General features: G+C 57.6%; 21 protein-coding genes, 1 tRNA gene and 1 pseudogene. 1 reads left to right on the plus strand and 22 read right to left on the minus strand.

The annotated features are described in order from the left end of the window. Positions 1–66: 66 nt before the first annotated feature. From HMPREF9166_RS01575 to HMPREF9166_RS01620, 10 genes are all read right to left on the minus strand, one after another. Positions 67–141: transfer RNA gene (locus tag HMPREF9166_RS01575), tRNA-Arg, on the minus strand. Between the two features lie 32 nt (positions 142–173). After that, the gene (locus tag HMPREF9166_RS01580) at positions 174–875 is read right to left on the minus strand and encodes a hypothetical protein (protein WP_009442289.1); all 702 of its coding nucleotides are present in this window, start codon (positions 873–875) and stop codon (positions 174–176) included. Beyond that, positions 869–1,585 (minus strand): Crp/Fnr family transcriptional regulator, encoded by a 717-nt coding sequence (locus HMPREF9166_RS01585; RefSeq protein WP_039980826.1) that lies wholly within the window; start codon positions 1,583–1,585, stop codon positions 869–871. The genes HMPREF9166_RS01580 and HMPREF9166_RS01585 overlap by 7 nt, the downstream gene beginning before the upstream one ends. A 37-nt stretch (positions 1,586–1,622) precedes the next feature. Beyond that, positions 1,623–2,477 (minus strand): NAD(P)/FAD-dependent oxidoreductase, encoded by an 855-nt coding sequence (locus tag HMPREF9166_RS01590; RefSeq protein WP_009442291.1) that lies wholly within the window; start codon positions 2,475–2,477, stop codon positions 1,623–1,625. A 136-nt stretch (positions 2,478–2,613) separates the two neighbouring features. Beyond that, the gene (locus HMPREF9166_RS01595) at positions 2,614–3,567 is read right to left on the minus strand and encodes a ribose-phosphate pyrophosphokinase (RefSeq protein ID WP_009442292.1); all 954 of its coding nucleotides are present in this window, start codon (positions 3,565–3,567) and stop codon (positions 2,614–2,616) included. 119 nt (positions 3,568–3,686) lie between these two features. Further along, positions 3,687–5,051: a bifunctional UDP-N-acetylglucosamine diphosphorylase/glucosamine-1-phosphate N-acetyltransferase GlmU gene (gene glmU, locus HMPREF9166_RS01600; protein ID WP_039980827.1), complete on the minus strand. Its 1,365-nt coding sequence runs from the start codon at positions 5,049–5,051 to the stop codon at positions 3,687–3,689. 27 nt (positions 5,052–5,078) lie between these two features. Continuing rightward, entirely contained in the window at positions 5,079–5,816 is a 738-nt protein-coding gene (locus HMPREF9166_RS01605) for a GntR family transcriptional regulator (RefSeq protein ID WP_009442294.1), read from the minus strand. 30 nt (positions 5,817–5,846) lie between these two features. After that, complete coding sequence (ispE, locus tag HMPREF9166_RS01610) at positions 5,847–6,704, minus strand: 4-(cytidine 5'-diphospho)-2-C-methyl-D-erythritol kinase (RefSeq protein WP_039980828.1); 858 nt, start codon at positions 6,702–6,704, stop codon at positions 5,847–5,849. 105 nt (positions 6,705–6,809) lie between these two features. Further along, the gene (priA, locus tag HMPREF9166_RS01615; RefSeq protein WP_009442296.1) at positions 6,810–9,224 is read right to left on the minus strand and encodes a primosomal protein N'; all 2,415 of its coding nucleotides are present in this window, start codon (positions 9,222–9,224) and stop codon (positions 6,810–6,812) included. 78 nt (positions 9,225–9,302) lie between these two features. Then, the gene (locus HMPREF9166_RS01620) at positions 9,303–9,656 is read right to left on the minus strand and encodes a hypothetical protein (protein ID WP_039980830.1); all 354 of its coding nucleotides are present in this window, start codon (positions 9,654–9,656) and stop codon (positions 9,303–9,305) included. A 205-nt stretch (positions 9,657–9,861) separates the two neighbouring features. On the opposite strand from HMPREF9166_RS01620, the gene HMPREF9166_RS01625 reads away from it, so the two are divergent. Continuing rightward, positions 9,862–10,206, plus strand: a complete 345-nt coding sequence (locus HMPREF9166_RS01625) for a cupin domain-containing protein (protein WP_039980832.1) — start codon at positions 9,862–9,864, stop codon at positions 10,204–10,206. On the opposite strand, the gene HMPREF9166_RS12840 is transcribed toward HMPREF9166_RS01625, so the two are convergent. The 12 genes and pseudogenes from HMPREF9166_RS12840 to pyrF all read right to left on the minus strand — a co-directional run bounded on the left by HMPREF9166_RS12840 (position 10,203) and on the right by pyrF (position 20,769). Further along, positions 10,203–10,352 carry a secretion protein HlyD gene (locus HMPREF9166_RS12840; protein ID WP_071586067.1) on the minus strand — a complete coding sequence of 50 codons (150 nt, stop codon included), beginning with the start codon at positions 10,350–10,352 and terminating at the stop codon, positions 10,203–10,205. The two genes, HMPREF9166_RS01625 and HMPREF9166_RS12840, sit on opposite strands and share 4 nt — an antisense overlap. Positions 10,353–10,417: 65 nt before the next feature. Continuing rightward, complete coding sequence (locus tag HMPREF9166_RS01630; protein WP_009442300.1) at positions 10,418–11,182, minus strand: response regulator; 765 nt, start codon at positions 11,180–11,182, stop codon at positions 10,418–10,420. After that, positions 11,154–12,884, minus strand: a complete 1,731-nt coding sequence (locus tag HMPREF9166_RS01635) for a sensor histidine kinase (protein WP_039980834.1) — start codon at positions 12,882–12,884, stop codon at positions 11,154–11,156. Before HMPREF9166_RS01635 ends, HMPREF9166_RS01630 begins: the two co-directional genes overlap by 29 nt. A 31-nt stretch (positions 12,885–12,915) precedes the next feature. Beyond that, positions 12,916–13,044 (minus strand): annotated as a pseudogene (locus HMPREF9166_RS13270) (secretion protein HlyD); the annotation flags it as partial. Between the two features lie 124 nt (positions 13,045–13,168). After that, a complete protein-coding gene (locus HMPREF9166_RS01640; protein ID WP_009442302.1) occupies positions 13,169–14,209 on the minus strand; it encodes an ABC transporter substrate-binding protein in 1,041 nt (346 codons plus the stop codon). Between the two features lie 68 nt (positions 14,210–14,277). Then, positions 14,278–15,933: an iron ABC transporter permease gene (locus HMPREF9166_RS01645; RefSeq protein ID WP_009442303.1), complete on the minus strand. Its 1,656-nt coding sequence runs from the start codon at positions 15,931–15,933 to the stop codon at positions 14,278–14,280. Continuing rightward, positions 15,926–17,044 (minus strand): ABC transporter ATP-binding protein, encoded by a 1,119-nt coding sequence (locus HMPREF9166_RS01650; RefSeq protein WP_009442304.1) that lies wholly within the window; start codon positions 17,042–17,044, stop codon positions 15,926–15,928. Before HMPREF9166_RS01650 ends, HMPREF9166_RS01645 begins: the two co-directional genes overlap by 8 nt. A gap of 174 nt (positions 17,045–17,218) precedes the next feature. Then, positions 17,219–17,488 (minus strand): hypothetical protein, encoded by a 270-nt coding sequence (locus HMPREF9166_RS11825; protein WP_009442305.1) that lies wholly within the window; start codon positions 17,486–17,488, stop codon positions 17,219–17,221. A 21-nt stretch (positions 17,489–17,509) separates the two neighbouring features. Beyond that, positions 17,510–18,748 (minus strand): methionine gamma-lyase family protein, encoded by a 1,239-nt coding sequence (locus HMPREF9166_RS01655; RefSeq protein WP_009442306.1) that lies wholly within the window; start codon positions 18,746–18,748, stop codon positions 17,510–17,512. Positions 18,749–18,766: 18 nt separating this feature from the next. Continuing rightward, positions 18,767–19,468 (minus strand): hypothetical protein, encoded by a 702-nt coding sequence (locus HMPREF9166_RS01660; protein ID WP_009442307.1) that lies wholly within the window; start codon positions 19,466–19,468, stop codon positions 18,767–18,769. A gap of 12 nt (positions 19,469–19,480) precedes the next feature. Next, on the minus strand, positions 19,481–20,056 hold the full coding sequence (gene pyrE, locus HMPREF9166_RS01665) for an orotate phosphoribosyltransferase (protein ID WP_039980835.1): 576 nt from the start codon (positions 20,054–20,056) through the stop codon (positions 19,481–19,483). After that, positions 20,056–20,769: an orotidine-5'-phosphate decarboxylase gene (gene pyrF / locus HMPREF9166_RS01670; RefSeq protein WP_039981513.1), complete on the minus strand. Its 714-nt coding sequence runs from the start codon at positions 20,767–20,769 to the stop codon at positions 20,056–20,058. Before pyrF ends, pyrE begins: the two co-directional genes overlap by 1 nt. Between the last annotated feature and the right edge of the window lie 3 nt (positions 20,770–20,772).

The raw sequence follows: 20,772 nt of genomic DNA on the forward strand, positions 1-20,772 counted from the left end.
CAGAAAAATCCTTTTCTTCTCTGCATGAAAAAACCCCGCGATATTTCGCGGGGTGATGGATCATCATGGTGCGCTCGGCGGGAGTCGAACCCACGCTTTCAGCTCCGGAGGCTAACGTCCTATCCACTGGACTACGAGCGCAAAGTACATGGTGCATTATAACGCAAAAGTATCTATTTGTCGATATTTTTTTCTTGCTCCGCGCGTGCGCCATCCTCCTCATCGGCACGATGTGCTGCCGAGATGGGTGCAAAATAGTCGCGAACCGCAATGATATCGTCCTCGATGAAGAGTGCTACAGGCGATTCGCGCAGCATGACGAGCTCCAAAAGGCGTGCCTGCGCCGCAGCATCCTTCTCCTTCATCGCGGCGGACTCGGCGGCTGCACGCGTCAGCGTCACTGCCTTCTGCTGCGCCGCCGCATAGTCATCGGTCTTGCTGAGAATGGACGCGAGATGGTCGTAGACATCATCTGACAGTTCCAGCGGAGGTGCATTTTTCTCGATGCGGCTGCGCTGTTCCTGCATGTCCTGTTCGAGTGACGAAAGCCGCTCGCGCGTCACCGACAGGCGTACATTCCCCGCCTTGGCATCGGAGAGGATCTGATGATAGCGCGTCCAGCCGCGGTCGAGCTCTGCGACCTGCTTCTGATACGCCGCCCACCACGGCATGAAGTAGTCCTGATCCCGCGCAATCGCGGCGCGCTGCTCCTGCGTCAGCGGAGCAGGAGCACGCTCCGGCAGCTGCATGTGGACAACGATAGCACAGAGTACTGCAGCAAGCGCGACAAAGACAATAAAGATCCGATGCGGCAGATAGCGAAACAGCAATATGAGCAGCAGCAGGACAAGGACGACAAGAGCATAGATCAGCATCGCTTACGATCCCCCACGCCTTCATCAGCACGGCGACGGAGTGCCGCACGGTCAAGAATGTGAATACAGCCACGCGAGGCACGTACCATGCCCTCCTGCGCAAACTCACCAATCAGACGGCTGACGACCTCACGTGCCGTACCGAGCGCCTGTGCCGTCTGTTCATGGGTCAGGCGAATCTCACTGCCCGCCGTGCGTTCGGTCTCTGCCAGCAGGAATTTTGCCAAACGCTGGTCGGCGGGAGTAAAGAGCATCTGCTGAAACCGCCACAGCATCTCTGAGAGACGGTGAACGGCACCCTCATACGCCAGCAGCCGCGCGTGGATGTTCTCCTCGAGAATTTTATGGCAGACGCCCATCTCCGAGCTGAATAGCTCCGTATCTTCCGCCGCCGTAATCGTGACCTCGCAGGAAACACTGCCGAGAAATGCTGCGCTCGAAAGGAGGGCGACTTCGCCGACGCGCATGAAGCAGAGGGTCAGCTCGCGCCCCTCATCCGTGACGACGTAGACGCGCAGTGTGCCGGATACGATGTGCAGTGTTCCGAGATGCCCAAGCGCACCGCGATGAATGATCTCCCCTTTGGTGCAGCGGCGATAGTGCGTATGAGCAGCTAGGAGAGCACGCTGCTCTGTCGTCAGCGGCTTCCACAGATCAAATGTATCGATATAATCCTGAAAAGGACGTGCCTTTGACACATGTTCCGACATAATCATCCCCCCTTTTCGTTTCATTTCCTTTCCACGGCTATGCCGTTTTTACAGCGGACAGTCCCGCCTGTGCCCCCTCGTACACAGCCTTGGCGATCTGCAGCAGACCGCCCGTGCAGTCCCCTGCTGCATAGACGTGAGGGACATTGGTCGCCATGTGTGCATCGACGGCGATCCTGCTGCCGTCAAGCCGAACGCCCAGTTTTTTTGCTAGCGCTGTACTCCCCGCCACACCGACGGCAAGAAAGATTCCGTCCACGTCTAGCGGCGTCTCATCGGCAAAAACAACGCGCTCCACGCGGCGCTCCCCCTCGACATGAAGCAGACGGCGCGTATCGACGGAGACGGCAGGAGGAAAGGAAACCTCTGGTGCGGCGCCATTCGTCAGGAGTGTCACGCGTGCAGCATGCGGGAGAAGGATCTGCGCCTCATGCTGCGCGTATGCCCCTGCCCCGATGACGGCGACATGTCGTCCGCGATAAAAGAACGCATCGCAGACCGCACAACTGCTGACACCGTGTCCCTCGAACGCGCGGATACCCGCGACGGGTAGTCCCGCACGCTGTGCTCCGGCGGCCAGAATCAAGGCGTCTGCTTCATAGCTGCGCTGCCGTCCGACGACGATATAGCCGTTGCCTTCCGGGGGCAGGGCAAAGCCCAACACCTCATCGCGTTCAAATACAACGCCCAGACGACGGGCACCCTCACTGCCGCGACGCAGAAGCTCCGCCCCGGAGATAGGCTCCTCGAAACCATAGTAGTTCTCGATCCGATCGGCAGCGGAGAGTGCCCCGCCGTCCTTGGCGACTACCGTCACATCGGCACCGCCGCGCCGCGCATAGAGCGCAGCCGAGACACCGGCGGGACCGGTGCCGACAATCACAACATGCATACCTCTCTCCTATATAGGAAGCACGAATAAGTCCAACATTGCCATCCTGACGCATTATTTTATCAGCAATTTCTACAGATGCGAAAAAGGGACGTCTCAGGGGACGCCCCTTCCTCCCTCCATCGGTATCGTCGGCTCAATGATGGTTGAAGAGCAGACTTACTGAACGATGACTTTGAATGCGCACAATCACATCGGCGAGCGACTGTGCGAGTGAGAGTACGACGAGTTTTTCCGACTGCTTCTCCGGTGCGAGCGGAATCGAGTCCGTAATGACCAGCTGATCGATCACGGACGCGTTGATCCGCTCCATGGCTGGATCGGTCAGGATCGCATGGGAACATGCCGCCAGTACGCGCTTCGCACCGCGCGCGGCAAGCGCCTTTGCCCCCTCACAGAGCGACCCGGCTGTGTCGACAATATCGTCGATCAGGAGTGCCGTCTTGCCCTCAACATCACCGATGAGGTTCATGACCTCGGCACAGCCAGGGCACGGACGCCGCTTCTCGATGATGGCAATCGGCGCACGGAGGAAGTCCGCCATGATACGCGCACGCGTCACACCGCCCAGATCCGGCGAGACGACAACGAGATCCTCGATGTTCTGCTCACGGAAGTAATTTGCTAGTACCGGTGCTGCGGCGAGGTGATCCACAGGAATATCAAAGAATCCCTGAATCTGTCCTGCGTGCAGATCGACGGTGACAACGCGCGTCACCCCTGCCGTCGTCATCAGATCGGCAATCAGCTTTGCCGAGATTGGCTCGCGGCCGCGCGTCTTGCGATCCTGTCGCGCATAGGCATAGTAGGGGACGACCGCCGTAATGCTGTGTGCCGACGCCCGCTTGCACGCATCCGTCAAGATCAGCAATTCCATGAGGTTGTCGTTCACAGGATAGCTGGTCGGCTGAATGATGAAAATATCCTTCCCGCGGATACTCTCCTCAATCATCACCTGGATCTCACCGTTGTTGAACTGTCCGACGAATGCCTCACAGAGCGGGATGCCAATGCGGTCTGCGATCGCTTGCGCCAGCTGTGGATTGGCATTTCCCGTCAGGATGCATACATTATCGGCCGGAAAACTCATCTCTCTGTTCCTCCCAAATACCGAGCGTGCGGTTATTAGTGAATACACAATTCATACTTAGTATAGCACGCACACCAGCATTTGGGAAGCCTAACAGGGGCTTTTTCATTTTTCTGTTATTAGCTACGCTTGTCGTGCCAGCCCTCAATCTCCTTCTGGCGCGCACGGGCGATGGAAAGTGTATCGGGCGGGACGTCGTGTGTGATGGTCGATCCCGCAGCGACGTAGGCATTCGTTCCGACCGTCACAGGAGCAACGAGGTTGGAGTTACACCCGACGAAAGCATGATCTCCGACCACCGTGCGGTACTTTTTCTTCCCATCGTAGTTCACCGTGATCGTGCCGCAGCCCATGTTGACGTGCGCGCCCATATCACAGTCGCCGATGTAGGAAAGATGCGGCAGCTTCGTTCCCACGCCGATGTCGGAGTTTTTGACTTCGACGAAATTCCCGAGCTTAACGTCCGCAGAAATATGACTGTCGGGGCGGATGTGATTGAACTGCCCAAGATCCACATTATCGTCGATCTGTGCATCGTGCACATAGGCGTAGTGTGCCTTGACGCCATTGCCGACCACGGTGTTCTGAAAGCGCACATGAGGACCGATGCAGCAGTCCTCACCGATCACCGTATCGCCCTCAAGGAAGGTAAAGGGATAGATTACCGTGTCCATGCCGACACGAACATCGGCATCCACGAAGGTCGTATGCGGGTCGATAATCGTTACCCCGTCCGCCATCAATTCCTCTGTCTTGCGCCTCCGCAGGATGCGCTCAGCGATGGCGAGCTGACTGCGCGAGTTGATGCCAAGTGTGCTCTCGTAGTCGTCTGCCGTAACCGCCCAGATCTTCTCCCCCGCATCGCGCAGAATGCTGAGCACATCGGGCAGATAGTACTCACCCTGTGCGTTGTCATTCGTCACCTTGGCCAGCGCCGAAAAAAGCGCCTGTGCGTCAAAGCAGTAGATCCCGGCATTGACCTCGTGAATCTGACGCTCCTCCTCCGTCGCATCCTTGTGCTCGACAATCTTCAGAACCTCGCCATTGTCACGGCGCACGACACGCCCGTAGCCCTTGGCGTTCGGCATGATGGCTGTGAGCACACTCGCCTTTGCCCCCGCCTGGACATGTTCCTCGTGGAATCGTGCCAAGAGCTCTGCCGTAAGGAGTGGGGTATCGCCACAAAGCACCATGATCGTCCCGTGCTCCTCGCCGAGGAGCGGCTTTGTCTGCAGAACGGCATGCCCTGTCCCGAGCTGTTCTTTCTGCTCAACGTACTCCACGCTGTCCCCGATCGCCCTGCGCACTGTTTCGCCGCCAAATCCCGTGACGACAATATTGCGGCGTGCGCCCGCCGCATCTGCTGCATCTATGACATGCTGCAGCATCGGTTTTCCTGCTGCGCGGTGCAGCACCTTCGGCAGCTTCGATTTCATGCGCGTTCCCTTGCCTGCTGCCAGTATCACCGTTATAAAATCCAACATGACACGCCTCCCTTTTTCCATCGCTGCCTATTCGGCATCGCTGCCATTCCGTTTGGAGCGCCGCTTGAGCAAGGGCGTCCCCGTCTTCTTTTCCTGTTCCTCAATCGCACAGAGCAGCGTCTGCTCCGAGTTCTCCATGTGCTTCGCCGCCATTTTGCGCGCACGGCGGGCATCGCCCGAACCGATGGCATCGACAAGAGAGCGGTGCTCCTCCAGTGTCGCCTTGAGACGCCCGGGATACGACATGGAAATCGTGCGAAACCGCGTCAGCTGCTCGCGCAGATTGCCGATAATCGCGAGCAGGCGCTCGTTGCGCGCTGCCTGATAGAGCAGCTCATGAAACTCGATGTCCGTCTGCACGATACGCTCCATATCATGCTCCTCGATCGCGCGTCCGATGGCGACCAGGAGGCGTTCCAGCCGCTCCTGCTCCTCCTCCGTGATGCGCTCTGCCGCCAGCTCACAGGCCAGTACCTCAAGTGCGGCACGGATCTCGAAGATCTCGTTGATGTCACGGATGGAGACGCTCGCCACGTAGGCACCGCGCCGCGGAACGGTGACGACGTAGCCCTCCTGCTCCAGCTTGCGAATCGCCTCGCGCACGGGGGTACGGCTGACGAGCAGCTCATCGGCAAGATCGTTCTCCTTCAGCCACTCCCCCGGCTTCAAGACGCCACCGCGAATCGCCTCGCGCAGCACCTCACAGACGATCTCGCGCAGGGGCTGATAACTGTTGACCACAACCGGCGATAATTTTCCTTGCATAGCTATATCCCTCTGCCTACTGCTGACCCCTCACATCTGCCCCATCGTATGCGTCAGATGTACGTCAGCATCTGTCTCCTGCCGCATCATTTCTGCCGCACGCGCTGCATCATCTGCATCAGTAAATATGCCGAATACCGTGGGGCCGCTGCCCGACATCATCGCACAGACCGCCCCTGCCGCACGCAGGCGCGCGCGATAGTCGCCGACGACGGGATGTGCCGCCTCCGTTATGGGCTCGAGCACGTTTGCTGCCATACGCAGGCACGCCGCTATATCCCCTGCATGGAGCGCACGCAGGAATGCCGCACGATCTGGATGCTGCGTCGGCGGATTTGCATCATAGGATCGGTACGCCCACGGGGTTGAGACCGCCACAGGCGGCTTTGCGAGGACGACCGGCAGATCGAATGCAGCGGGCAGATGCTCAAGCACCTCGCCGCGTCCCGTGGCAAGTGCCGTCCCTCCCATCAGGGAGAACGGTACGTCCGAGCCGATCTGCGCTCCAAGACGGCAAAGTTCTGCATCGGATTGTCCGAGCGCATAGAGCTCGTTCACGCCGCGCAGCGCAGCCGCCGCGTCTGCACTCCCGCCGGCAAGGCCCGCTGCAATGGGAATTCGCTTGTCGATGCGGATGTGAACGCCGCCGCGCACGCCGCACTCCCGCATGAGAAGCGCCGCTGCGCGATAGGCGAGATTTCGCTCATCCGCCTCGAGTCCCGGCAGGTCAACCGTCAGCGTGATCCCCGACTCCTGCTTGGTGAGCGTCAGCGTATCGGCGAGTGCGAGGGACTGCATCACCGTCGCGATTTCATGGTAGCCGTCCTCACGCTGCCCGAGAATGTCGAGCAGCAGGTTGATCTTCGCATACCCATTTACCGCCACCATCGGCAGACCTTCTTCCATTGTGCAGAGGATTTGCACCACATAACGTCACAAACTCCTTCTTCTCTCAGATTAGCAGGATTTTGAATTATATTCAATAGTTTCCAATTAAAAAATAGTAATTGGATCGATATCTATGGCAACATCATCGCGCAGATGCATCCCCTGTTCCCGCAGGAAGTCCTGCACATCGACCAAGTCGGCTACCTTGATGAGTACGACAAAACGATACTCCCCACGTTCCTGTGCGATGAGTGCCGGGGACGGCCCAACCAGCATATATCCCTGTCGCCCATGAAACTCGTTCTGAAACACATCCGCGAACGCAGCTGCTGCATCCCATGCGCGCTGCCGATCCATCTGGTGAAAGAGGAGCTTGACGAGACGGCTCAGCGGCGGATAGAACAGCTCCCGCCGCAGCACGATCTCCTGTGCGTAAAACGTCTCGTAATCCTGCCGCAGAGCAGATTGCACCGCATAGTGCTCCGGATTGTACGTCTGGACGATGACCTCGCCGCGCGCACCATGGCGCCCTGCGCGTCCCGCCGTCTGCGTGATGAGCATGAAACATCGTTCTGCCGCACGAAAATCCGGAAGATTGAGGCTCGCATCCGCACTGATGATGCCGACCGTCTGAACGCCGGGCAGGTCGTGCCCCTTTGCCACCATCTGTGTGCCGAGGAGGATGTCGTAGTCGCGTCGACGAAAATGCGCAAGGATCTCCTCATGGGCGTGTTTGCGTCCCGTCGTATCACGGTCCATGCGGATCACACGAGCCTGTGGGAGCAGCTGTGCCAACTCTGCCTCGAGCTTTTCCGTGCCCGCCCCGAAATATTTGATGCAGCGGCTGCCGCATTTGGGGCAGACCGTAGGTACATCGGCACGCAGATCACAGTGATGGCAGACGAGAGTACCGTTGGCATGGTAGACCATCGGCTGCCCGCACGCATGGCAGGAGAGCACGAAGCCACAAGCGCGGCAAAGGACAAACGTCGAATAGCCGCGCCGATTCAGCATGATGATCGCCTGCTCACCGCGCGCCAGCGTCTCCGTCAGGAGATCACGCAGATCGTTGGAGAGGATCGTGCGCCGCCCATGACGCAGCTCTTCACGCATATCGACAGCACGCACGTGCGGCAGTGGCTGCGCACCGATGCGCTCCGGCATGCGGAGGAGCGTCAGTTCCCCGGAGAGCGCCCGTGCATACGTCTCAAGCGAGGGCGTTGCGCTCCCCATGATGAGGATCGCCCCATGCCGACGTGCCAGGATCTCTGCGACAACGCGTGCGTGATAGCGTGGGGACTCATCCTGCTTATAGGACATATCCTGTTCCTCATCGAGGATGATGCAGCCGACGTTCCCCGCCGGCGTAAAGAGCGCGGACCGTGCGCCGATGATGACCCCCGCTTCGCCGCGCCGCACGCGGAAGATGGCATCGTTGCGCTCGGCAAGTGAAAGGCGGCTGTGCAGGACGACAATATCTCCGGCAAAGCTCTCTTGAAACGCCGTGATGAGCTGACCCGTGAGCGCGATCTCCGGCACGAGTACGATGACCTGCCGCCCTGCGCGCCGAACGGCTCGAGCTGTCTCCATGTAGACACGCGTCTTGCCGCTCCCTGTCACCCCATGAAGGAGATAGCCGTGAAACGTCTCCGCGGCAGCGCCTGCCTGCAGTGCGGCGACGGCATGCTGCTGCGCCTCCGTCAGCGTCTCCCCGCACGTCTCACGCGCCCCTGCCGCATAGCTGTCACGCACCTGACGGCGCAGGTGCTCCATGAGGATATGCGCATCGGTCAGATGTCGGATGGTCGCGGTCGTAATCCCTGCCTGCTTCAGTTCTGCGAGCGTGTGCTCGCGCTTCATGCGAAAGAGCTCCAATGCGCGCCGCTGCGCCGGTCTCCGCGTGAATGCACGGAGCAGTTCCTCCGTAATCTCGCCCGCCGTATAGTACTTCTCATACTTTGCCTTGTCACGCCGATCGGCACGGTATTCCTTGCGTATGAGGCCATAGCGCAGGAGCTTTTCCAATGCCCCATCCACATCGCACGCCGGCAGAGCCGTCCGCAGCTGTGCCCCGCGCTGCTCGCCATACTCGCAGAGGCAGTCGTAAACGGCGCGTGCTGCCGCATCCATGAGGATGGGATGCGTTTCATCCACATCCTCTGCCGGCACATAGGCGGAAAAAATACGCAGCCCACTCTTGCCCGGCATAAAGAGCCGCATCATCTCTGCCGCAGAGCAGAGATAAAATGCCGCCAGCTCCTGTGCCGCAGCAAGCAGCTGCGGCGTAAACCACGCCTCCTCATCCACAGGCTCGAGAATCGCGCGCAGACGATGTGCGCCATCACGTGCCGCATCGTAGGAGCGTACGGCGACGACGAATCCCTCAACACGCACCTTGCCAAACGGGACGAAGACACGCCATCCTACATCGATCTGCGGCAGCGCATCCGGCACGACATAGGTAAACGCCGTGGCAATACTCTTGACGGGAATGTTGACATAGACATCGGCAACCGTCATGCCTTCCCCTTTTCCGCAAAAAAGAAGCCGTCACACGAACACATCCGTGCAGCAGCTCCTTTCCTCCCGTTCGTCTGATTATCCAATGACCGCCTGATTGGCGAGAATCGCCTTGCCTGCCTGACAGGCAGGGCATATACAGGTATCCTCGCCCTGCTCCTTTGCCTTCTTCGCAGCAGCTGCCAGTTCCTGCGCTTTCTTTTCACCAAAGACCTTGACGCCTTCCGGTGAATCCATAAAACCGATGACCTGATCAATCGTCAGCACATCGCCCTTCAATTCCTCGACCAGCGTGTGGAAGGAAGCGTGCTCCTCTGCAGTTCCCGCTGCGCGGAGAAAATACTCTGCCTTCTCCTTCAGTCCCGCATAGACCGACGGTGCTTCTGCCAATTTCTTTACTTGAGCAATCACCTCTTCACGACTGAGTGCCATAACAACATCTCCCTTCGAAGTCATTGATACGATAACATAATCTATTTGTTATTATAGGGCATGACACAGTGTTTGACAACAGAAAACAGCCAAATAAACATAACTATTATAAATCTTTATTTGAGAATAAATATTATTTTTTCTGCACATCTTTGACTTTTTGACAAACCAGATGTTATACTATCAGCATAAAGGAGGGATTACCATGTCAATCTTAAACAATATCGAGCACGCACAGGTGCTGTCACTCAAGGACCAGGTTGCCTATGCAGACGGACAGGTCGTCAGCAAGACGCTCGTCCAAAATAAAGGTCTCGGCATCACACTCTTTGCCTTCGCCAAGGGCGAGGGCATCAGCACGCACGAATCCAAGGGAGACGCGTTCGTCACAGCGCTCGACGGTGCGGGCATCATCACCATCGACGGTGAGAAATACGAACTCCACGCCGGTGAGAGCATCGTCATGCCCGCCAACCACCCGCATTCCGTCTATGCGACAAAAGATGTGCCGTTTAAGATGCTTCTCGTCGTCGCATTCCCCGAGGCTTAGGGAAACACTGATAAATTCAGCACCGCCGTCTTAGCACATCTTTTTCGCCCTGTCTGTGTCGACAAATCCTCCACATAGCCTCTGCTATGCGTCCGGTTTGTCTCCTTGACAGGACAAAAAATCTGTACCAATCCGACGGACTTCATTTTATCAGCGATTCCCTAGAGAATCACTGATTCGCGAAAATAGAGCTGCGTTCCATAACACAGTTCTATTTTTTTTGCCGCTCCTGCATGAAGGCACGCGGCGACGTGTGCATATACTTTTTGAACACACTGCAAAAATTCTTATAGTCGCCAAATCCATTCGCCTCGGCGACCTCGTAGACGCGATATTTTCCTGATGCCAGCTGACTTACTGCCTTATGCAGACGCTCCCGCGTCAGCGCCTCGAGGAATGTCTGACCCGTCGTCTCTTTGAACTTGCGGCTGAGATAGCTCGCACTCACACCAGCTTCCTCCGCCAGCTGTTCAATGCTGAGTTTTTCATGATAATCGCTGCGAATCCGCTCCATCGCATGGCGGACGTAGGGGTTCAGCCCCTCATCCGAAAAATATCGTGCCCAATCGAGCCCCTCCGACAGTGGAGCAGGCTCTATTTTTTCTTTGCCGTGCTCTGCAAGGCGATGCAGAAGCGCTGCTAGTTCTTCCTCGTTGACCGGTTTCAGCAAATAATCTGCGGCATGGAGTTCAATCGCCTTTTTGGCATAATCGAACTCCGCATAGCTCGTGAGAAAGATGAGCTGCGGCAGAATCCCCTCATCGCGTGCGTGCTCTGCCATCGTAATCCCATCCATGCGCGGCATACGGATGTCCGTCAGGAGGATGTCGGGATGCGTTGTGCGCAGCAGCTCCAGCCCAGCCGCACCGTCAGCGGCATCACCGACGACAACGCAGTCCATCGCCGCCCAGTCAATGGTACATACCAGTCCCTTGCGAATGATCTCCTCATCCTCGACAATCAGCACACGCTGCATTTTCCTCACCTCCGCTGCGTCGAATCGGCAGCACCATCTCCACGCGCGTACCGCCCGATGGTGGGCACGAAATCTTCACACCGTATTCCACGCCATAGAGCAGGCGAATCCGACGGTCGATATTATAAAGCCCCGTATGCACGGAGCGGTTCTCCCCCTCCGCCATCATCGTCCGCAGACGATGCAGCGTTTCTGCATCCATCCCCAGCCCTCTGTCCTCAATGACAATATGCAGCTGCTCTGCCTCCATGGTCATCCGCGACACGATCTCTATGTTCCCCTCTGCATCCGCACCATAGTGGATGGCATTTTCCACAACGGGCTGAAGGAACAGCTTCGGGACGAGACAAGTCTCTGCCCCTTCCTCCATCTCCTCGCGATAGGAAACCCGCGCCCCAAAACGCAGCCGCTGAATCTCAATATAGCGTTCCAGATGACAGAGATCCTCGGCGAGCGTCACCTGCCGCACACGATTGTCAATGCTGTAGCGCAGGAGTGTCGAAAGAGCAGAAATCATACGCACGGCATCGTCGGGGGCGAGCTTCGTCATGAACTTGATATTCTCGAGCGTGTTAAAGAGAAAGTGCGGATTGAACTGTGACTCAAGCTGGCGGAGTTCCGAGATAACCCCCGCGCGCGCCTCCTCCTCGTTCTCACGCATCAGGCGGACGAGACTCTCCGCCATGCGGTTATAGGCGGCGGCAATCTCCTCAAACTCATTATCTGAGCGGATCACAAGTCTCCTCTGCAGATCGCCGTGGCGCACCGCGCGAAACGCATCCACGATTTCGCTGACCGCCTGTGTCTTATCGCACGTCTCACGCCGCACACTGACGACAATCAGCGGCAGCATGAGCAAAAAGACGCCGAGAAGAATCGCCGCCCCCGTTGCAAATTGAGCGATTCGACTGCCGAGCGGAAAAAGCGCATAGATGGTAAATCCCCCGTCCAACACCTCAGATGCCGCATAATAGTGCTGCCCATCCACGCTGACCAGCCCCGTCCTACCGTCCAATGCGGGCACGATTTTTTGAAACGCACTGTCCCGCAGTGTGGGCATTGTGACAAATGGTGCACGTTCCGCGCGGTCGGTAATGACGATGTGTAACTTCTCCCCCGTCTGCAAATGCTGTCCCAGTTCCCGCGCGGGCAGGACAAAGACGGCATAGCCTTCGATTGTCGATGTAGCGTCCCCCGTGCTAGGAGCATAGCGAACTGCCTGCCCGACAACATAGTCCCAATCCTGCGCGCCGTTTGGGACAAACTCCGCTACGCTCCCCTCCTGTCGCTCCATGCGCGAGAGTACGCCCCAGTGCATTGACGGAGGCAGAAGATATGGCGGAACCTCTTGCTCTGTGGAAAAGAGAACGTGCCGCTCCACGTCTAGGAGGAAGAAATGCGGCTGTGAACCATAGCGGTTGAGCTGTGCGTAGATGCGCTCCATCGCGGCACTTCGCCCATTTCCGTCCGCATGGAATCCATCGAGTCCACCCGCTGCGATCGCTGCGGCACGCTCCTCATAGTCCTGCGTCAGCTCCGTAAAGATTGCCCCTGTTGCCCGTGCCTCCTCCTCCGTGTGGGCGGCAACATTCCGTTGCCAGTATAACGCTGCCAGCAACAGACAGATCATCGTGATGAGCACGACGGGTACAATGGCATACAGAAGGAGTGCACTACGCACCTCATCTTGAAATTTCCGCACGCACTCCCTCCTCATACGGCATACGAACTAATTAAGGAAGCACTGATAAATTCAGCACCGCCGTCTTAGTACATCTTTTTCGCCCTGTCTGTGTCGACAAATCCTCCACATAGCCTCTGCTATGCGTCCGGTTTGTCTCCTTGACAGGACAAAAAAATCTGCACCAATCCGACGGACTTCATTTTATCAGCGATTCCTTAACATCCGACTCTATTATACCAAATTTGGGCAAAAACAAAAATACCGAGGTGTTGCGCCTCGGTATCTTTATCCTCACACAGCGTTTACTGGACGCTCGTAAAGATGTCCTTGAACTTGTCCAGCCACGACTTCTTATTCTTCTCGACAACCTGCTCATTATCATCGATGATCTTGATCTGATCCTTCGGCAGGAGGCCGACAGGCGGATCCACATCGTCACGCACGGAGCGGCGATGGAGCTGCGAGGCGATAATGCTCTGTGCCTCTTTGCTCGTAATGAAGTCGATGAACTTCTTCGCATTCTCCATGTGCTTTGCATTCTTGATGATATAGATGCCGTCTGGCTTTGAGATAACGCCTTCCTTCATGTAGACGAGCTTGACGGGAGCGCCGTCGGCGACGTATTTCGCGCCGCCCTCTTCAAAGGTCAGACCGACAGCGTACTCACCGTCAGCAACGCCCTTGTAGACGGCAGACGAACCGGAGAGGAGCTTGCCGTCCAGATTGCGGCAGAGCTTCTCCACATAGTCCCAGCCCTTGTCCGGATCACCGTTCCCCATCGCATAGAGCATATTGATGAGATGCTCATAGGAGGACGAGGATTTCGACGGATCGGCAAACGCGATCTTGCCCTTGAGCGCAGGGTTCAGCAGATCCTCATAGCCCTCAACCTTCACATCGCCGATGAGGTTCGTATTAATCATGATAACGCTCGGAATATCCGTAAAGCGCGTCATCGGTCCCTCGGTGTTCTTGAACGCGGGCTGAATGTGATCCTCGTTCACCGAGGTATAGTTCTCAAAAAGCGCCGCCTTCGGCTTCATCGTATTGAGTGAGCCGCCCCAGAAAATATCCCCGAGAGGATTTGCCTTCTCGGACTCGACGCGCTTTAAGAGCTCGCCCGTACCGGCGGCGATGACCTCCACCTTTACACCGCTCTCTTTCTCAAACTCCTCGACAAGAGGGTTGATGAAGGCAAGCGGATGCGGGCAGTAGATGACGAGACTGTTGTCGTCCGCCTTTGCCGCCTGCTTCTCACCACCGCTCCCGCCGCCACAGCCGCTGAGCGCGGTGCCGAGGACGAGGGATGCCGCAACGGCGGCAATCACCTTTTTGAATCGCATGAGATGACCTCCTTTGACAAAACTGCCAAACCTATAACATCATCGGGAACGTGCCCGAAAAAAACGCATTAGAGGGTAACGTCGCGGCTGCCCGACACGCGGAAGAAGATCAGCATCGCGGCGATCGTCGTGAGCGTCAGGATCGTCGAGAGTGCCGCTGCCGTACCGTAGCTGGCGCGAATGACCTCCGTGTAGATGGCGACCGACATGGTCTTGGTCGCGCCCGTGAAGAGGATGACCGAGGAGCTGAGCTCATTGATCGCCGTAATCCACGAGAGGATCGCGCCGCTCATGACACCCGGGAGCATCATCACCGCCGTCACCTTAAAGAAGGTTTTCAGCGGGGACGCACCAAGACTGATAGACGCCTCCTCGATGCTCGGACTGATCTGATAGAGAATCGCCGAACTTGAGCGCAGGGTATACGGGAGGCGACGGATCACGAGAGAGATGATGATGATGAGTGCCGTCCCCGAGAGGAGCAGCGGTTCTTCATTGAACGCGAGGAGCAGCGTGATACCAAGAACAGAGCCCGGGATGATGTACGGGAACATCGTCAGCGTATCGATGATGTCCGTGAGCAGGCTCTTGCGCCGCGTTGTCAGATAAGCGACCGTCATACCGAGGAAGACGATGATGAGGATGGCCGCCGTACTGTAAAGATAGGTGTTCGAGATCGCCGTCCCCAGACTGCTGAAGATCGTCGTATAGCTCTCAAGTGAGTAGCCGCCCGTAAAGACCGCACCATTTGTCTCCAGGAATGAGGTGTAGACCACAACGAGCTGCGGGATGAGCGACAGTGCGACGAGCAGATAGATGGCGGCGTGCATCAGTACATTCCGTGCACCGTGCAGCTCTTTCACCACAATCGGGCGCAGGGAGCTCATCGTAAACGACTTGCGGCTCACCACATACTTTTGCAGCAGGAAGATCGTCGAGGTGATGACGACCATGATCGCCGCCATCGCTGCCGCGAAATTCGCCTGATCGCCGACCTCGTTGATGAACTCCGAGTAGATCATGACGGGCATGACGTTGAACCCCTCACCGATCAGCATCGGCGTACCGAAGTCCGCCATCGCATTCATGAACACCATGAGTGCCCCTGCGAGAATGGTCGGTGTGATGAGCGGTACAATGACCGTCGCCACTTTGCGGATACCGCTGCAGCCAAGACTCTCTGCCGCCTCCACCAAGGCCGCATCGATACTCTTCATCGCACCGGCGGCATAGAGGTAGATGAATGGATAGAGCTTCAACGTCAGCACGAGCAGAATGCCTGAAAAGCCGTAAATCGACGGGAACTCATAGTGGAACGTCGTCTGCAGCCACTGCGTCAGAATGCCGCTGCGCCCGCCGATGAGAATCCATGAGTACGCGCCGATGAAGGGCGGCGAGAGCAGCGAGATGATGATGCAGATCTCGAGTGCCGTCTTGCCGCGCACACGGAAGAGTGTCATACAGTACGCGAGTGCCGTTCCGATTACGATGGCAAGCACCGTCACACAGGCCGTCACGCTGAAACTGTTGATCATCGACTGATAGTAATATTTTCGCTCGAAGAAATGTGTGAAGTGCTCAAGCGTGAACTCCCCCGTTACGGCATCCTGAAACGCCGAGATGAAGAGGGAAAAGAGCGGATAGATGAGGAAGAGTCCGAACACGGCAATCGACAGAGCCGTGATGCCCGTCCAGAAGTCGAGGCGCACGCCATGCTTACTCATAGTGCACCACATCCTTCAAAATATTGCGTGAGCCGTCTGCCGTGAAGACATTGACACGCTTTGCATTGGGGCGCAGACAGACCGTATCCCCAACCTCCAGCTGCTGCTCAGCATGGCCGAGATCCTGTGAGAACTCGATGGATGCCTGATGCGGCAGGATCATCTCATCGGCGAAGCCGAGGCTGTAGTTGATGTACTTGCCGAGGAACACCTTTGTGCGCACCTCACACGAAAGTCCTTCGGACTGAATGGACAGTTCCTCGGGGCGCACGGAGACGACGACCTCCATTCCGTCCTCTGCCGCATCCTCGATCCCCTCCATGGGCATCTCCCAGCCATTGCGGAAGACGACGCTCGTCTTCTCTCCCGCCCGCTTCACCGTGGCGCGGAAGAGATTGGAGTGCCCGATGAAGGTCGAGACAAAGATGTTCCACGGGCGCTCGTAGATGGTCTGCGGACGCGCCGTCTGCTGGATCTCGCCCTTGTTCATGACAGCAATGCGGTCGGAGATCGAGAGTGCCTCCTCCTGATCATGGGTGACATAGACCGTCGTGATGCCAACCTGTTTCTGTACCGCGCGGATCGCGGAACGCATCTCCACGCGCAGCTTTGCATCGAGATTGGAAAGCGGTTCATCCATGAGCAGTACGCTCGGATGGATGACGATGGCACGGGCAAGTGCAACGCGCTGCTGCTGACCGCCCGAGAGACGTTCAGGAAGGCGATCCTGATAGTCCGTGATCTGTACCACGTCGAGGATTTTATCGACGCGCTCCTTCATCTCCGCCTTTGGCACCTTACGCAGCTTCAGCCCATATTCTACATTCTCCCGCACGGTGAGATGCGGGAAGATCGCATAGCTCTGGAACACCATGCCGATGTTGCGCTGATGCGCGGGAATGTCATTGATGCGCTTCTCGTTGAAGCAGATGTCGCCACCCTCGATGCTGTTGAATCCTGCGATCATGCGCAGGAGCGTCGTCTTGCCGCAGCCTGAGGGACCAAGCAGGGTAAAAAACTCTCCATTTCGGATATGCTCCGTGATCCCCGGGATAATGGTGAGATCACCGTATTTCTTGACGGCATTCTCGATCTCTATCGCTACGCTCATTTTCACTCCTCCAATCGGAAATACGCACGATCACACTATTATTTATTTAATTGTATGTATTATACAAATATTTACGATAGAATAATATCCTTAAAACTGCAAAAATATCCGGAAAACTGAACATACAAAAACAGCCCATCCTCGCGAATGAGCTGCAGCGCATTGAGAACTATACTACCGTCCTCGATGGAACGATCCCCCGCCGCGGTACGTATTGACAACGCAGGTGAATACTTGTCCGCACGTCGGACACTGAATCACATGATCGATGATGTCGTCCACCCAACATCCATCTTTTTTCTCTTCTCCGAGAGGACAGGTTCCCTCCACGAGGATAAAGCCCTCGTCGGCGACCAATCGCTTCATCTGCTCAATCGTTCGCTCATACTGGCGCGGAGAGGAGAAATGAGGCACTTCCTCGACCTCTGAGCAATGTCCGCACACATTCATTCCTCCCAGTGAAATCTACTGCGTCAGGATAGCTTCTGCTGCCGCCATCACGCCGAGCGCTGCGTGCTCGAACGTCAGCCCGCCCTGCAGATAGATGCAATATGGCGCGCGCATGGGGCCATCGGCACTCAGTTCGATCGACGCCCCCTGCACGAATGTCCCTGCCGCCATGATGATCTGATCGGTATAGCCCGGCATATCCCACGGCTCCGGTGCGGCAAATGCATCGACCGGGGACATCGCCTGAATGGCACGTGCAAACGCCTTCATCCGCGCAGCATCCCCGAGCTCAATCGCCTGGATGATGTCGCCGCGCACCTCGTCAAAGCGTGGAAACGTACGGCAGCCAAGCCCCTCAAAGATACCAGCGGCAAAGACCGCTCCCTTGAGTGCCTGTGCCACAACATGTGGGGCAAGAAACAACCCCTGAAAGAGGAGGCGATTCGAGATGAGACTCGCACCGAGTTCATCGCCCATCCCCGGTGCAGTGAGGCGGTAGGACGCCATCTCGACGAGGTCACCGCGCCCTGCGATATAGCCGCCCGTCGGGGCAAGTCCGCCGCCGGGATTCTTGATGAGAGACCCCGCCATGATGTCCACATCCGCGATTGCCGTCGGCTCCTCCGTCTCCACAAACTCGCCATAGCAGTTATCCACAAAGACAATGCAGTTGGGATTCGCCGCCTTGATGCGCGCGCTGACGGCACGGATATCTGCGATACTGAGCGGCTGACGCTCACTGTAGCCGCGCGAACGCTGGACGAGTGCCACCTTCGTCTCGGGCGTCACGATGCGTGCGATACCGGCCAGATCCACGCGCCCATCACGCATGGGCAGTTCATCGTAGGAGACGCCGAACTCCTTCAGCGATCCACAGCTTTCATGTGCCCACCCGATCACCGTCTGCATCGTATCGTAGGGTGTGCCCGTGACGGAGACGAGGCGGTCGCCGGGACGGAGAATCCCGAACAACACCGTCGCGAGAGCGTGCGTCCCCGAGACGAACTGCGTCCGCACGAGAGCACGCTCCGCACCAAAGACGCGTGCATAGAGCTCATCCAGTTTCTCGCGCCCGAGATCGCTGTACGCATAGCCCGCACTCACGTTAAAATGCGCATCGGAGACACGGCATTCCCGCATCGCATCGAGCACCTTCTTCGTGTTCTCTTCCGCGACTGCATCCATGCGCTCAAACGCACGACGCGCGCGTGCCAGTACATCCGCCCGCAGACTGCTCAGTTCATCTCTCTGCACAAGGTCCTCCCATTTCCATCATCCGCGATTTTCCTCCTGCTCCCTCGCCCATTGCTCTGCTGCAAGATGCAGATAGCGCACGAGATGCAGCTCCAGCCGCTGCTCCAGCTCTTCCAGATCGGACGCATCAAAGTCATAGCTCACATAGGGCATCCCTGCCACATGGTACTCACCAAAGAACTCATTGCGATAGCAGTTATAATAGACGCCGACGTCGTTCCCCTTGGCAAAGTCCACATAGTCGATGATGAGGAATGAACCGTTCGTCAGCTGTGCCGGAGCCGCAGGTCGGACGAAGAGCGAAAATCCCTCCATCTCCTCGGCAAGAGCTGCTCCATACGCCCACGTACGGATCGCATCACACACGGGAGCAAGCTCCTGCGTCGCCAACGCCTCCGCATGCAGCTCCGCCGTCACACGCGGCAAATTCCGTGTGAGCTCCCGCCCGAACGTCTCCAAATCCCCACAGACAAAGGAGGGCAGGGCAAAACTCACCACCCCGACCGCAACGCGCACCTTGTAAGTCTTTGTGCCGTCGTCATAGAAGCCCACGATCGCACGGTGCTCTGCAGGCGCGTCATAGCGAAAGAAATCATACTGCCCCTCATGCTCCTGCCGCATCTTGGAGAGTGTAAACCCATCCAATTCCTTCGGCAGTGTATCGAGCACCGTCCATGCCGCAAGCGCTTCGTCTACTTCCTTAGTAAACTCCTCCGCCATCGTACGCGTCCGTTACTTCCCCGTACGACCGCGCTTCGTCATGGGGATTCCCTTGGCGCAGAGCGGGCAATGCTCGGGCGTATAGGTCTCCACATCCATCGTGAGGAGGGCGGTCGCAGGCACATCACCGAATGTCGCCTTGCCGCCGCTGCGATCAACGAGCATCGAGACCGCCACGGGGACAGCACCCGCCGCCTTCACCACGTCGATCACCTCTTTAATCGAGCCGCCCGTCGTCACGATGTCCTCGACAATCAGCACACGCTCGCCCTCACGCAGGGAGAAACCGCGGCGGAATGTCATCTTGCCGTCCACGCGCTCCGTGAAGATTGCACGGGTTCCGAGTGCCTTCCCCGTCTCATGCGCAAGCAGGATGCCGCCCGTCACGGGGCCAACGACCGTCTCAATCCGCGCATCCTTGAACTTCTCCGCCATCGCCTCACAGAGCTGCTGCGTGTACTGCGGATGCTGCAGCACGTTAAACTTCTCCACATAGTGCGGGCTATGCAGCCCCGATGTCAGCAGAAAATGCCCGTCCATAATCGCGCCTGTCTGAACCAGCAGTGCGCGCACCTCATCCTGCGTCATCATATCTCCTCCAACTCCTTCAAAACAGCCTCTGCGGCCGCACGCGGATCCTCCGACGCATAGATGGCACGCCCCACCACGATCTGCGACGAGCCGGCGCGAAGTGCTGCCGCCGGAGTCATTACCCTGCGCTGATCGTCATGCGCCGCACCGGCGGGACGAATTCCCGGTGTCACGATCCAAAAATCGCGGCCGCAGGCGCGTCGAATCGCCTCCGCCTCCACGGGGGAGGCAACGACACCATCCAGTCCCGCCTCCTGCGCCAGCGATGCACGGCGCAGCACTGCATCCGCGACGGTTCCCGTATGACCGAGCCCCGTCCAGTCCTCCGCATCCATGCTCGTGAGCACCGTCACACCGATCAGCTTCGGACAGGGGACGCCCTCCTCCTCTGCCGCGCGGTGCAGTGCCTCTGCGGCTGTCCGCATCATGCGCAGCCCCCCCGCCGTATGGACATTCAGAATGTCGGGACGCAGACGCAGCAGAGAGCAGAGCCCGCCTGCTACAGTATTCGGTATATCGTGCAGCTTTAGATCGAGAAATACCTTCTTTCCCTCTCCTTTCAACCATGTGACAACGTCACCGCCGAGCGCATAGAAGAGCTCCATGCCAACTTTGTAGTAGGAAACACTGTCCCCCAACTGTCCGACCAGTCTCTCTACAGCCTCGCGTGTATGGACATCCAGTGCAGCAATCAGTCGTTCATCTGCCATCAT

The organism is Selenomonas sp. oral taxon 149 str. 67H29BP (assembly GCF_000146365.1).
GTDB classification, from domain to species: Bacteria; Bacillota; Negativicutes; order Selenomonadales; family Selenomonadaceae; genus Centipeda; species Centipeda felix.